This is a genomic window from Citrobacter sp. Ca225, assembly GCF_030337175.1.
Taxonomy (GTDB): Bacteria; Pseudomonadota; Gammaproteobacteria; order Enterobacterales; family Enterobacteriaceae; genus Citrobacter_A; species Citrobacter_A amalonaticus.
In genome coordinates, this window is record NZ_JAOWCD010000061.1 from 1 (window position 1) to 13740 (window position 13740).

The following is a 13740-nucleotide window of genomic DNA, read 5'->3' on the forward strand; positions in this document are numbered from 1 at the left end:
TGATCTTGACCCGCCATCTCCGGACAGCTTTTGTATCTTAAGTTAACGATGTCCGCTGCCGCCGATATTCCCTCGGGGAGTGATATCCCAGCGCGCTGTGCGGGTGGTTTTCATTGTAATGTGTGAACGCTGCTGCAAGGTTTCGCAGGGCTGTTCTCACATCTGGTTTTGGCATGAACGCGATATAGTCTTCCTTCATCGTCTTCACGAATCGTTCGGCCATGCCATTGCTCTGCGGGCTGCTCACCGCTGTTGTACACGGCTCCAGATTCAGCTCTCTGGCGAACCTCCGCGTTTCATGCGCGGTATATGCTGAACCGTTATCCGTCAGCCATTGAACCGGTGTGGTCGGCAGCCCGTCGCCGAAGCGCTTTTCCACCGACCTCAGCATCACATCCTGCACCGTCGAACTGTCGTAGCCTCCTGTGCTCGCTGCCCAGTCTATGGCTTCTCTGTCGCAGCAGTCCAGCGCGAACGTGACCCGCAGCTTCTCACCGTTGTCGCAGCCGAACTCGAAGCCATCTGAACACCAGCGCATATCGCTTTCTGCCACCGCGATTTTGCCCTTATGTTCACGCTTCGACCGCTCTGGTTTGTCATGCAGTAACAGCAGATTATGCTCACTCATAAGCCGGTAAAGCCGTTTGGCGTTCACGGGGGGCAGTCCCTCTGTACGGCGTTGCGTACGCAGGATGCCCCACACACGGCGATAGCCGTAACTGGGCATATCGCTGATGATATCGAGGATCTCTGACAGTATTTCAGCGTCTGCTTCGTCATCACGCCGGTTACAGCGCCTGTCCTGCCAGTCGGCAGAACGGTTAATTCGCAGTGACAGCTGCGCACGCGACACGCCCATGGTGCGGCTGACCAGGGCTATTCCCCGTCCTTTGGCAACAAGGGCGCGTGCGCTATCCATTTTCGCGACTGAGCGTACTCCACGGCTTCTTTCAGGATCTCAACTTCCATCGTCTTCTTGCCCAGCAGGCGCTGAAGCTCCCGGACCTGCTTCAGAGCAGCAGTAAGCTCAGAAGCTGGAACAACTTCTTCTCCGGCCGCAACGGCGGTGAGGCTGCCTTCCTGATATTGCTTCTTCCACTTAAACAGCAGGCTGGGCTGGATGCCATGCAGGCGGGCGACATGGGAGACATTCATGCCCGGCTCCATCGTCTGCTGGATAATGGCGATCTTCTCCTGAGGAGTTTTACGTTTACGGACTTCTTGCCCTAACAGGATCCCGGTCATCTCAAAATTGGCGTTAGTGTTAGACATATATTCAAGCCTATCTCTTATCTGGAGATACAGCTACTGTCTGGTGTTTCAGGGGGCTACATCAGGTGCCGTTAGTCACCATATAACTCTGCTCTGCGCCGAACGTTCGGGCGATATACTCTTCAGCCTCCAGATGTGGCCCGGTGTGATCGAGTAACGAACCCAGTTCAGTGACTGATATCGACACATCCGCTTTCAGGGTATTGCCACCGAAAAAGTCATAGAACAGGCAGCCAACCGGACTTTTTTGATAGGCCGTTCCGGCCATGTGACCCGGCGTGCAGAAGGTGTATTTCCCCTCTTTCACATAGGTGAACAGCGCTCTGGTAAAAGGCGGCGTGATATTGTCGAGGTACTCGTTGGTGTACTGGCGAATGCGCGTCGCGATATCTTCCGCCTGCCCGAGCGCATACTCGAAAAACCATAGCGCCATGCGCATGTCGTGAACGCTGACATCCATCGTCGAATGCGTGTTGATAAACGCATACAGCGGTAAATACTCATTGAGCTGGTTAATCTCACTGCACAAATCGAGACTGTACTCATCCCAGTCAAAAATCACCCCACAAATGCGCGGGTTGTGTTCGATAAATTTCAGCAGGTCGACGCTGTTTTGCGGCCAGATAATCTGAAATCCCTGTGATTGCAGCGCACGCTCAAGCTCGTTAATGGGCTCGTCTTTATAAAAAACCCCGTGCGGCCCCATAATGGCGATGATATTCATGCGTTCCTCCTGGAAAAACCTTAGCTAATCATAGCCTGTTCAAACCGCAGGTAAAAAAAAAGGGCCACAAATTGTGGCCCTTTTCGGAATGGTCAACGCTTAGGCGTAGCCGTAGCTCATCAGACGCTGATAGCGACGGTTCTTCAAATCTTCTGTGCTCAATACATCGAGATCCGCGAGGTCAGCCAGCAGCTGCGCTTTCAGCGAAGCCGCCATCGCTTCCGGATTGCGATGCGCGCCGCCCAGCGGTTCCGGGATGATGGAATCAATCAGCTTCAGCTCTTTCAGACGTGGCGCAATGATCCCCATCGCTTCTGCGGCCAGCGGCGCTTTGTCCGCACTTTTCCACAGAATGGAAGCACAGCCTTCCGGAGAGATAACGGAATAGGTGCTGTATTGCAGCATATTCACTTTATCGCCCACGCCGATCGCCAGCGCGCCACCGGAACCGCCCTCGCCGATCACGGTGCAGATAACCGGCACGCTCAGACGTGACATTTCACGCAGGTTACGGGCGATAGCTTCGGACTGACCGCGCTCTTCGGCACCCACGCCTGGGTAAGCCCCCGGAGTGTCGATAAAGGTAATGATCGGCATGTTGAAACGCTCGGCCATTTCCATCAGACGCAGCGCTTTACGATAGCCTTCCGGCGCCGGCATACCGAAGTTACGACGGATTTTCTCTTTGGTCTCGCGGCCTTTCTGATGACCAATGATCATCACCGGACGACCGTCCAGACGCGCAATGCCGCCGACGATAGCTTTATCGTCCGCATAAGCGCGATCGCCCGCCAGTTCGTCAAATTCATCAAACGCCAGGCGAACATAATCCAGGGTGTAAGGACGCTGCGGATGGCGTGCCAGTTGGGCAACCTGCCATGCGCCAAGATCGGCGAAGATTTTACGCGTCAGTTCTACGCTTTTTTCACGCAGACGATGCACTTCTTCATCGATGTTAATATCCAGTTTCTCGTCCTGACGGCTCACCGCAGTCAGAGAATCGATTTTTGCTTCCAGCTCTGCAATCGGCTGTTCAAAATCAAGGAAATTCAGACTCATAGTATTCCTGTATTAGTCAAACTCCAGTTCCACCTGCTCCGAACCAATGAGGCCACGGAGATCGTTAAGCAAACGATCGCTCGGAGAGACACGCCACGTCGCGCCAAAACGCAACCGCGCGCGTGCATCCGCCCTCTGATAGTAGAGATGTACTGGAATTGTCCCCGAGCGGTGGGGTTCCAGAGACTGACGGAGTCGGTTTAAAAGCTGGTCATCAATTTGCCTGTCCGTCAGCGAGATAGCAAGCCCGCGAGCATATTTTTCCCGGGCTTCGTCAATATCCATGACTTCGCGGGCGGTCATTTTAAGCCCCCCGCTGAAGTCATCAAAGCTGACCTGTCCGCTGACGATAAGTATGCGGTCTTTTTCCAGCAATTGCTGGTATTTATCCAGGGCGTCGGTAAATAACATCACCTCCAGACGTCCGGAACGGTCATCCAGCGTACAGATGCCGATACGATTGCCGCGCTTGGTGACCATAACCCTTGCGGCAATGACGAGCCCCGCAGCCGTGGTCACTTTACCACGTTCTGTCGGATGCATGTCTTTCAGCCGGTAGCCTCCGACATAGCGCTCAATTTCTTTCAAATACTGGTTGATCGGGTGACCCGTCAGGTACAACCCCAACGTTTCGCGTTCCCCATCTAACACCACCTGCTCTGGCCACGGCTGGCAGCTGGCGTAGGATTGTTCAATTTGCTCCGGCTCTTCCGCCAGCACGCCGAACATATCTGCCTGACCAATCGCTTCTGCTTTCGCGTGCTGATCGGCGGCTTTCAGCGCATCGCCCAGCGAATTCATCAGCGCAGCACGATGCGGCCCCAGCCTGTCAAAGGCCCCGGACATGATCAATTTTTCCAGCACCCGCCGGTTGAGCTTTTTGGTATCGGTGCGCGCGCAAAGATCAAACAGCTCACGGAAATAGCCGCCGTTGTTACGCGCCTCAATGATCGCCTCGATCGGGCCTTCACCCACGCCTTTGATCGCGCCGATACCGTAGACAATCTCGCCATCGTCGTTGACGTGGAAGTGGTACAGCCCGGAGTTGATATCCGGCGGCAGGATTTTCAGCCCCATGCGCCAGCATTCATCCACCAGCCCCACCACCTTCTCGGTGTTGTCCATATCGGCAGTCATTACCGCCGCCATAAACTCAGCAGGATAGTGCGCTTTCAGCCACAGCGTCTGGTAAGAGACCAGCGCGTAGGCAGCAGAGTGCGATTTGTTAAACCCGTAACCGGCGAATTTCTCCACCAGGTCGAAGATTTTCATCGCCAGTTCGCCGTCAATACCGTTTTTCTTCGCGCCGTCTTCAAAGATGGAGCGCTGTTTGGCCATCTCTTCCGGCTTTTTCTTACCCATCGCACGACGCAGCATATCCGCACCGCCAAGAGTATAGCCAGAAAGCACCTGGGCAATCTGCATGACCTGTTCCTGATACAGGATGATGCCGTAGGTTGGCTCCAGTACTGGTTTCAGGCTTTCGTGTTGCCACTGCACATCCGGATAGGAGATCTCTTCGCGCCCGTGCTTACGATCGATGAAGTTATCTACCATCCCGGACTGCAACGGCCCCGGACGGAACAGGGCCACCAGGGCTATCATATCTTCGAAGCAGTCAGGCTGTAGACGCTTAATCAGGTCTTTCATGCCGCGGGATTCAAGCTGGAAGACCGCCGTGGTTTCCGAGCGTTGCAGCATATCGAAGCTTTTCTTATCGTCCAGCGGGATAGCGGCAATATCCAGCGGCGGCTCACCGTTCTTTTCACGGCGGGCGTTAATCATCTCCAGCGCCCAGTTAATGATAGTGAGTGTACGCAAGCCAAGGAAGTCGAACTTCACGAGGCCGGCATATTCCACGTCGTTTTTATCAAACTGGGTAACCGGGTGCAGCCCCTGTTCATCACAGTACAGCGGCGCAAAATCGGTGATTTTCGTCGGGGCGATAACCACACCACCAGCGTGTTTACCGGCGTTTCGGGTCACGCCTTCCAGCTTACGCGCCATGTCGATCAGCGCTTTAACCTCTTCATCTGCCTCGTAGATTTCTGGCAGTTGCGGTTCAGCCTCGAAGGCTTTCGCCAGCGTCATCCCCGGATCGGGGGGCACCAGTTTCGAAATACGATCGACAAAGCCGTACGGGTGGCCCAGTACGCGACCCACGTCGCGGATCACCGCTTTCGCCGCCATCGTACCGAAGGTAATAATCTGCGATACCGCATCACGGCCGTACATGTCGGCCACGTGTTCAATCACCTGGTCGCGTTTCTCCATACAGAAGTCAACGTCGAAGTCAGGCATCGAGACACGTTCCGGGTTAAGGAAACGTTCGAACAGCAGGTCAAATTCCAGCGGGTCGAGGTCGGTAATTTTCAGCGCGTAAGCCACCAGCGAGCCCGCACCGGAACCACGGCCTGGCCCTACCGGCACGCCGTTATCTTTCGACCACTGGATAAATTCCATCACGATGAGGAAGTAACCCGGGAACCCCATCTGGTTGATCACCTGCAGTTCAATATCCAGACGTTCATCGTAAGGCGGCCGCTTTTCTTTTCGCACGGCTTCATCCGGGAATAAGAAGGCCAGACGCTCTTCCAGCCCTTCTTTCGATTTCTGGACCAGGAAATCTTCCGTGGTCATATCGCCTGTCGGGAACTGCGGCAGGAAATACTCGCCCAGACGTACCGTTACGTTACAGCGTTTGGCAATTTCAACGGTGTTTTCCAACGCTTCCGGAATATCAGAGAAGAGTTCGCACATCTCCTCTTCCGAGCGCATATATTGCTGCGGCGAGTAATTACGCGGACGTTTGGGATCGTCGAGGGTGAAACCATCGTGGATAGCAACGCGAATTTCATGCGCGTCAAAGTCATCACTGTTGATAAAGCGCACGTCGTTGGTGGCGACCACCGGCAAACTGCGCGCTTCCGCCAGCGCAACGGCAGCATGAAGATAGTTCTCTTCATCGGGACGACCAGTGCGGATAAGCTCAAGGAAGTAACGATCCGGGAAGTGTTCTTCATAGAACGCGACACACTCATCAACCAGCGCGCCGTTGCCGCGCAGCAGACTGCGCCCGACGTCACCCATGCGCCCGCCGGAAAGCAGGATCAACCCTTCTTTCAGTTCGATCAGCCAGTCACGATCGATGATCGGCCCCGCCGCGCCATAGCCGCGCTGATAAGCTTTGGATATCAGCAGGGTAAGATTTTGGTACCCGGTGTTATTGGCAGCAAGCACGGTCAGATGCGTCAGTTCATCCCCCATCAGCTCGCTCTGAACATGGAAATCAGCGCCAACAATGGGTTTAATCCCTGCACCATGACCCGCTCCGTAGAACTTCACCAGACCACAGAGGTTAGTAAAATCGGTGATCGCCAGCGCAGGCATGCCCAACGCGGCCGCCTTTTTCACCAGCGGCCCGGTTTTTGCCAGCCCATCGATCATGGAGTAGTCGCTGTGCACCCGCAGGTGGACGAAACGAGGTTCAGACATCTTCAGATTCCTTCGACACAAGAATCAGGACGCGAGTCCCAGTGCGCGTTTAACGGGAGCAAAACTACGTCGGTGATGCTCCGTTGCGCCATGTTCAGCCAGTTTTTCCAGATGGAAAGCGGTTGGATACCCTTTGTGCTGGGCAAAACCATATTGCGGGAAAACGCTATCCAACGCGGCCATTTCGGCGTCACGCGTGACTTTTGCAAGAATAGACGCGGCGCTGATCTCCGCCACCCGACTGTCGCCCTTCACTACCGCCAGAGACGGCACAGGTAATGCCGGACAGCGATTACCATCGATCAGCACATATTCCGGCGCAATATGTAACCCCGCCACCGCTCGCTGCATGGCCAACATCGTGGCGTGGAGTATATTCAGCTCATCGATCTCGTGCGGTTCCGCACGACCGAGGCTCCAGCTCAACGCTTTTTCTTTGATTTCGTCATACAGCGCCAGACGGCGCTTTTCAGATAATTTTTTGGAATCGTTAAGACCCACAATCGGGCGAGCCGGGTCGAGGATCACGGCTGCGGTAACGACCGCGCCAACCAACGGACCACGTCCGACTTCATCCACACCCGCCACTAAGTGCGTGTGTGGATAAACAAATTCGATCATCGTGCTAACTCCAGGACCGCATCCGCCGCCTGCTCATCAGCATTACAGCGGATCTGCTGATGCAGTTCGCGGAAAGTATCGTGCATCGCATGACTGGTTTTACCGTTCGCCAGTAAGGGAAGAAGCGCCTCAGCCAGCTTTTGCGGCTCGCACTCTTCCTGCAACAGCTCTTTCACCAGTTCCCTTCCCGCCAGCAGGTTTGGCAGCGAGACATAATCTGTCTTCACCAGTCGCTTCGCCAGCCAGAACGTAAAGGGCTTCATGCGATATCCCACCACCATCGGGCATTTGGCCAGCATGCACTCGAGCGCAGCGGTACCGGATGCCAGCAACGCGGCATCGCTGGCAATCATCGCTTCTCGCGCCATCCCATCCAACATATGGACGGAAAGCGTCGGGGCGACTTCTGCTTTGATCTGCTCAAACTGCTCGCGCCGTTTGGCGTTCACCAATGGCACCACCACCTCAAGATCAGGATAGGTCTGGCGCAACAATTGGGCCGTTTTCAGGAAGTCGGCACTGAGCATTTCGACTTCCGCACCGCGACTGCCGGGTAATAACGCCAGACAGTGCGCGTCACGGGGGATCCCCAGCACATCTCGCGCCGCGTTTTTATCCGGGTCCAGAGGCATCGCGTCCGCCATGGTGTGACCGATAAAACGGCACGGCACGTTGTACTTGTCGTAAAACGCTTTTTCGAAAGGCAGAAAAGCCAGAACCATATTGGTGGATCTGCCTATTTTGAAAACGCGTTTCTGTCGCCACGCCCAGACGGACGGACTGACGTAATGAATCGTTTTGATACCCTGTTTTTTCAGATTCCCTTCGAGGGTGATATTGAAATCGGGTGCATCTATACCAACGAAAACATCGGGCTGCAGCTCAGTGAATCGACGAGTCAGATCGGCGCGGATATGCAGCAGACGACGCAGGCGTCCAAGCACTTCCACAATGCCCATCACCGCCAGTTCTTCCATTTCATACCAGGCTTCACAGCCTTCGGCCTGCATACGTGGGCCTGCGACGCCGACAAAACGCGCGTCGGGAACACGCGCCTTCAGCGCCCGGATTAAGCCAGCACCAAGAATATCGCCGGAGGTTTCTCCGGCGACCAGGGCAATCGTTAAGGGGCGCTGCTCAGCCATTAACGAATCAGACCGCGCGTTGAGCGGGCAAAGAAATCGCTGAACGCCTGTACTTCCGGATACTGCTTCGCCAGTTCGGCGATTTCCGGTTTTACGTCTTCCAGCGTTTTGCCGCTACGGTACAACGCTTTGTAAGCATTGCGGATGGCGGTGATTGCTTCGCGAGTAAATCCGCGACGCTTCAGCCCTTCGATGTTGACGCCAAACGGCGTCGCGTGGTTGCCCTGCGCAATAACGTACGGCGGAACGTCCTGAGCAACGCCAGAACAGCCGCCAACCATCACGTGTGCACCAATAATGCAGAACTGGTGCACAGCGGTCATGCCACCGATGATGACATAATCATCCAGGGAGACGTGACCCGCTAGCGTGGCGTTATTAGCCAGAATACAGCGATCCCCTATTGTGCAATCGTGTGCCACATGAGCATTGATCATCAGTAAGTTATCGCTGCCCACCTTCGTCAATCCACCGCCCTGCACTGTGCCACGATGAATGGTAACGCTTTCGCGAATGCGGTTACGATCGCCAATTTCCACACGGGTCGGTTCACCAGCATATTTCAGATCCTGGTTCACTTCGCCAATGGAGGCGAACTGATATATCTCGTTATCGCGGCCAATTTTGGTATGACCATTCACGACAACGTGAGACTTCAGTACGGTACCCTCACCAATTTCAACATGGGGTCCAACAAGGCAAAAAGGACCAATGTGAACGTTAGCGCCAAGTGAAGCGCCCTCTTCCACAATGGCGGTCGGATGAACAAAGGCGGAATTATCAATCACGTATCAGGCCTCCCGGCTACGAGCGCACATCATCGTTGCTTCGCAAACTACTTTACCGTCGACCAGAGCAACCCCTTTGAAGCGGGTCAGGCCACGGCGCGTTTTCTCGAAAGTGACTTCCATGATCATCTGATCGCCTGGCACGACAGGACGCTTAAAGCGCGCTTCATCGATACCGGCGAAATAATAGAGTTCTCCCGGCTCCAGTTTACCAACGCTTTTAAACGCCAGAATACCGGTAGCCTGTGCCATGGCTTCCAGAATCAGCACGCCAGGGAAAATCGGTTTACCCGGGAAATGCCCCTGGAAAAACGGCTCGTTAACGGAGACATTTTTCACTGCGCGCAGAAAACGACCTTCTTCAAAGTCCAGCACGCGATCAACCAGTAAAAACGGAAAACGGTGCGGCAGAAGTTCTAAAATCTCTTCAATATGCAGAGTATGAGTGTTAGTAGTCAAAATACTCTTCCTGTCCAAATATGCTAAAAGCCAATAATAACACGGCCTGCCGCAATCGTATGAATGCCGACAGGCCGTAAAGTATGTGTGACCGGGTGAGAGTTTAGTCTTGTTGATTAACCTTGCGCTCAATGGCTTTGAGGCGCTTGCTCATATCATCAATGTTCATCACCAGTGCGGCTGTCTTACGCCATACTTTATTAGGTTGCAGCGGAATGCCTGAGGAATAGACGCCAGGTTCAGTGATGGGACGCATCACCATTCCCATGCCCGTCACGGTAACCTTGTCGCATATTTCCATATGCCCGTTGATTACGCTGGCACCGCCGATCATGCAATAACGGCCAATCTTCAGGCTACCCGCCATGATGACGCCACCGGCAACTGCCGTATTGTCGCCAATCACAACGTTATGTGCAATCTGACACTGGTTATCAATGATAACCCCATTGCCGATCACAGTATCATCCAGCGCGCCACGGTCGATGGTGGTACAGGCGCCGATCTCCACACGATCGCCAATAATAACGCGACCTAACTGCGGGATCTTCACCCAGTTGCCGCGATCGTTGGCATAGCCAAAACCGTCAGCACCGATGACCGTACTGGACTGGATCAGGCAATTCTCACCGATCTGAATGTCGTGGTAAACCGATACATTCGCCCACAGACGCGAACCGGCCCCAATTTTCGTATTTTTCCCGACGAAGCAGCCCGGGCCGATAACCACGTTATCGCCAAGCTCCACGCCAGACTCAATCACCGCATTTGCGCCAATTGAAACATTGCTACCCAGCGTTGCCGTCGCATCAACCACTGCACTCGGTGCAATGTTCTGTGCCGGCTGCGGCGTGGTATCTAAAATTTGCGCCATTCGCGCATACGTCAGGTAAGGATTTTTCACTACCAGCGCAGCACTCTTAGCAAAAGGAAGATCGTCCTGCGTCATGACAACGGCAGACGCCTGGCATAAGGCCAGGTGCTCACGGTATTTTGGATTCACCATGAAGGTGATGTGACCCGTTTGCGCAGATTGCATGGACGCAACGCCGGTGATGACGATATCGCCATCACCGTGTAATTCTGCATCCAACTGTTCTGCTAAATCAGCCAGTCGAATTGAAGGCATTACTTATTTAACCTGTTTCAGTACGTCAGCGGTGATGTCTTTTACATCGCTGCTGTTATAAGCAACGGTGTTTGCGTCAACGACCAGATCGATGCTCTGGCTGCTCGCAACAGATTTCACTGCAGTCTGGATACGGGTAACCAGTTTGCCACGTTCTTCGTTGGAACGACGTGCACGATCCTGCTCAAAAGCCTGCGCTTTCTGAGAGAAGGTCTGGCGCTGAGCCATCACGTCTTTTTCCAGCTTAGTACGATCGCTGCCCGCTTTCATGGACTGCAGACGCTGCATTTTAGATTGCAGATCGGATTCCATACGCTGCAGTTCGCTCGCGCGGCCTTTAAACTCATTTTCCAACGTGTTGGAAACACCGGTCTTCTGTGCAACCTGCTGGAACAGGCTACCCATGTTGACGATAGCAATTTTGTCAGCAGCCTGTGCAGACGTAACCATTGCTAAACCGAGACCTGCCGCTAATAACCACTTTTTCACAATAAACTCCTTACCATCCCATTTGCACCCGAAGGTGCAGTTCTTTGCGTGGCCAGGCGATCCCATGCAAGATGATCGCCTTAAGTCATCGCTACACTACCATTACATTCCTTTGCGAAGAACAATTACCAGGTTTTACCAATGTTAAACTGGAACTGCTCTTTTTTGTCTCCATCGTAATCCTTAAACGGCTGGGCGTAGGAGAAGACCAACGGCCCCAATGGGGACATCCATTGTAATGCGATACCAGCAGACATACGGATATTGCTTGGATCACTGTAGTCTGGATAACCGGAATATGCACTTGAATCCCAGTTAGTATCCCAGACGGTACCCATATCCCAGAAGAACGAAGTACGTACCGAGTTGGCGTATTTATCACTGATGAACGGCGTTGGGGTAATGAACTCCAAGCTGGCGACAGCCATGGCGTTACCGCCCACTGCATCATCCGATTTACACGGCGCCGATTGCGTGCTTTCACATTCGTTATCGTAGTCGCTATCGCCATCATGACGACTGCTGGATGGATAATAAACGGCTTTCGGACCAATGGTATTGGACTGGAAGCCACGCACGGTGCTGGAGCCACCGGCATAGAAGTTCTCATAGAACGGCATCTCTTTACCGCCGATTCCATCCCCATAACCCCAACGGGTACGACCGAGGACCACCCACTTATGATCGTCGTCGATCGGTACGTAGGTTGCGGTATCCAGTGTCGCTTTGTAGAACTCGTTATCAGAGCCAGGGATCGTCACCTTACCGTTCAGGTTGATACGCGTCCCTTCCGTCGGGAAGAAGCCACGGTCAAGCTTGTTATAAGTCCAGCCATAGTTGAAGGTGAAGTCGTTGGCGCTAAAGGAGTTGCGGTCATTCGATTCACTCGGGTATTCACCCACGGAGTTCAAATAACGCCACATCGCGACCTGCGGCTGCATATTAGACAGGGAGTTATGCACATACCCTAAACCCGCACGCAGGGTGTTGTATTCGTTGACCGGGAAGCCCAGCGTGACGTCTGTACCATAACTTTTGTTGGTATAGTCAGACAGATCCGCATCGTTCGCATCAAAGTCGTTATAGAAGATGCGCCCACCCAGACTCACGCCATCAACAGTGAAGTACGGGTTGGTGACGGACAGTTCGCTGTAGGTCTGGTAATCGTTCTTGGTACCGTTAATCCCTACCGCGTAACCCGTGCCCAGCCAGTTATCCTGCTGAACACCGGCCTGGAAGCTTACGCCGCTTTCCGTACCGTAACCGACACCAAAGTTAAAGCTACCGGTGTTACGCTCTTTCACCTTATAGACCACGTCTACCTGGTCCGGGCTGCCCGGAACACGCTGCGTGTCGGTGTCGACCGTTTCAAAGTAACCCAGACGGTTCAGACGCTCTTTACCCTGATCAACCATATCACTGCCCAGCCATGCCCCTTCCATCTGGCGCATTTCGCGACGCAGGACGGCATCTTTGGACGTGTCGTTACCTTCAAAACGGATCTTACGCACGTAGAAACGGTTACCCGCATCAACGTTTACGCGCAGCATAACGGTTTTGTCAGTATCGTTGATTTCCGGCTGTGACTGAACACGCGGATAGGCGTAACCATAGCGACCCAGAAGCTTCTTAATATCATCTTCCATTTTGGTCACTTTGGTGCCGTTATAGAGTTCGCCCGGCTCAATTTTGGTCAGGCTTTCGATCTCCGCAGAATGCCCCGCCAGGTTCCCCGTTACCTGAACGCCAGAAAGCTTATACTGCTCGCCTTCCGTGATGTTCACGGTAATGTAGATCCCTTTCTTATCCGGGGTCAGGCTGACCTGCGTTGAGTCGATGTTGAAACGCGCGTAACCGCGATCCAGGTAGTAACTGCGCAGGGTTTCAAGGTCACCCGCCAGTTTCTGCTTCTGGTATTTGCGATCGCCAACAACGTTCCACCACGGAACTTCATCACGCAACTGGAAGTGAGAGATCAGTTCATCCGTGCTGAAGGCATGATTACCGACGATATTGATCTGCTGGATCTTCGCCGATACCCCTTCCTGGAACACCAGTTTAAGGTCAACACGGTTGCGCGGCAGCGGCGTGACAACGGCTTTCACGCTGGCACTGTATTTACCGACGCTGTAGTAGAAGTCTTCCAGACCTTTCTCGATATCGGCAATGGTGGTGCGATCCAAAGATTCGCCAACACGCACGCCAGAAGCCTCGAGGTTTTGCTTCAGCATGTCATCTTTCACCGATTTGTTACCGGAGAAGGTGATGCTGGCAATAGTCGGACGTTCTTTTACCTGAACCAGAAGCGTATCGCCATCGCGAAGGACACGAACATCCTCAAAGTTGCCAGTGGCAAACAGTGCGCGAATGGTATTACTGATATCTTCATCATTAACCGTGTCGCCTGTGCGCACCGGCATACTGAGGAGGGCCGCACCAACGGCGACACGCTGCAGGCCTTCGAAATGAATGTCCTTCACTACGAACCCTTCAGCACCGTATACGGTCGCGCTGCTAAACAGCAGCGACGCTATGAGCAACTTTTTCATCGCCATCGTT

10 protein-coding genes and 1 pseudogene are annotated in these 13740 nt (G+C 53.8%); all 11 read right to left on the minus strand.

From position 1 onward, the window contains the following. Positions 1 to 37: 37 nt before the first annotated feature. The 11 genes and pseudogenes from OGW13_RS06805 to bamA all read right to left on the minus strand — a co-directional run bounded on the left by OGW13_RS06805 (position 38) and on the right by bamA (position 13736). A protein-coding gene (locus OGW13_RS06805; RefSeq protein ID WP_109455549.1) for an IS3 family transposase occupies positions 38 to 1245 on the minus strand; the annotation gives its coding sequence in 2 pieces (ribosomal slippage) (positions 38 to 924 and positions 924 to 1245; 1209 coding nt in all). 91 nt (positions 1246 to 1336) lie between these two features. Next, positions 1337 to 1996, minus strand: a pseudogene (ldcC, locus tag OGW13_RS06810) (lysine decarboxylase LdcC); the annotation flags it as partial. 99 nt (positions 1997 to 2095) lie between these two features. After that, the gene (accA, locus tag OGW13_RS06815) at positions 2096 to 3055 is read right to left on the minus strand and encodes an acetyl-CoA carboxylase carboxyl transferase subunit alpha (protein WP_042997855.1); all 960 of its coding nucleotides are present in this window, start codon (positions 3053 to 3055) and stop codon (positions 2096 to 2098) included. Between the two features lie 12 nt (positions 3056 to 3067). After that, complete coding sequence (dnaE, locus tag OGW13_RS06820; RefSeq protein ID WP_042997856.1) at positions 3068 to 6550, minus strand: DNA polymerase III subunit alpha; 3483 nt, start codon at positions 6548 to 6550, stop codon at positions 3068 to 3070. A gap of 24 nt (positions 6551 to 6574) precedes the next feature. Next, entirely contained in the window at positions 6575 to 7171 is a 597-nt protein-coding gene (rnhB, locus tag OGW13_RS06825) for a ribonuclease HII (protein ID WP_042997857.1), read from the minus strand. Further along, positions 7168 to 8316 carry a lipid-A-disaccharide synthase gene (gene lpxB, locus OGW13_RS06830; RefSeq protein WP_042997858.1) on the minus strand — a complete coding sequence of 383 codons (1149 nt, stop codon included), beginning with the start codon at positions 8314 to 8316 and terminating at the stop codon, positions 7168 to 7170. The genes rnhB and lpxB overlap by 4 nt, the downstream gene beginning before the upstream one ends. Then, on the minus strand, positions 8316 to 9104 hold the full coding sequence (lpxA, locus tag OGW13_RS06835; RefSeq protein ID WP_042997859.1) for an acyl-ACP--UDP-N-acetylglucosamine O-acyltransferase: 789 nt from the start codon (positions 9102 to 9104) through the stop codon (positions 8316 to 8318). The genes lpxB and lpxA overlap by 1 nt, the downstream gene beginning before the upstream one ends. Positions 9105 to 9107: 3 nt before the next feature. After that, the gene (fabZ, locus tag OGW13_RS06840) at positions 9108 to 9563 is read right to left on the minus strand and encodes a 3-hydroxyacyl-ACP dehydratase FabZ (protein WP_003018528.1); all 456 of its coding nucleotides are present in this window, start codon (positions 9561 to 9563) and stop codon (positions 9108 to 9110) included. Positions 9564 to 9666: 103 nt separating this feature from the next. Beyond that, positions 9667 to 10692 carry a UDP-3-O-(3-hydroxymyristoyl)glucosamine N-acyltransferase gene (gene lpxD / locus OGW13_RS06845; RefSeq protein WP_042997860.1) on the minus strand — a complete coding sequence of 342 codons (1026 nt, stop codon included), beginning with the start codon at positions 10690 to 10692 and terminating at the stop codon, positions 9667 to 9669. Positions 10693 to 10695: 3 nt separating this feature from the next. After that, on the minus strand, positions 10696 to 11181 hold the full coding sequence (gene skp / locus OGW13_RS06850; RefSeq protein ID WP_042323679.1) for a molecular chaperone Skp: 486 nt from the start codon (positions 11179 to 11181) through the stop codon (positions 10696 to 10698). 125 nt (positions 11182 to 11306) lie between these two features. Further along, positions 11307 to 13736, minus strand: coding sequence for an outer membrane protein assembly factor BamA (bamA, locus tag OGW13_RS06855; protein WP_044255371.1), 2430 nt, complete (start codon positions 13734 to 13736; stop codon positions 11307 to 11309). Between the last annotated feature and the right edge of the window lie 4 nt (positions 13737 to 13740).

Bases quoted from the DNA above. Each gene is read 5' to 3' on its own strand.
- dnaE (WP_042997856.1), bottom strand. From the start codon at position 6,550: ATGTCTGAACCTCGTTTCGTCCACCTGCGGGTGCACAGCGACTACTCC.
- bamA (WP_044255371.1), bottom strand. From the start codon at position 13,736: ATGGCGATGAAAAAGTTGCTCATAGCGTCGCTGCTGTTTAGCAGCGCG.
- accA (WP_042997855.1), bottom strand. From the start codon at position 3,055: ATGAGTCTGAATTTCCTTGATTTTGAACAGCCGATTGCAGAGCTGGAA.
- lpxB (WP_042997858.1), bottom strand. From the start codon at position 8,316: ATGGCTGAGCAGCGCCCCTTAACGATTGCCCTGGTCGCCGGAGAAACC.
- rnhB (WP_042997857.1), bottom strand. From the start codon at position 7,171: ATGATCGAATTTGTTTATCCACACACGCACTTAGTGGCGGGTGTGGAT.
- lpxD (WP_042997860.1), bottom strand. From the start codon at position 10,692: ATGCCTTCAATTCGACTGGCTGATTTAGCAGAACAGTTGGATGCAGAA.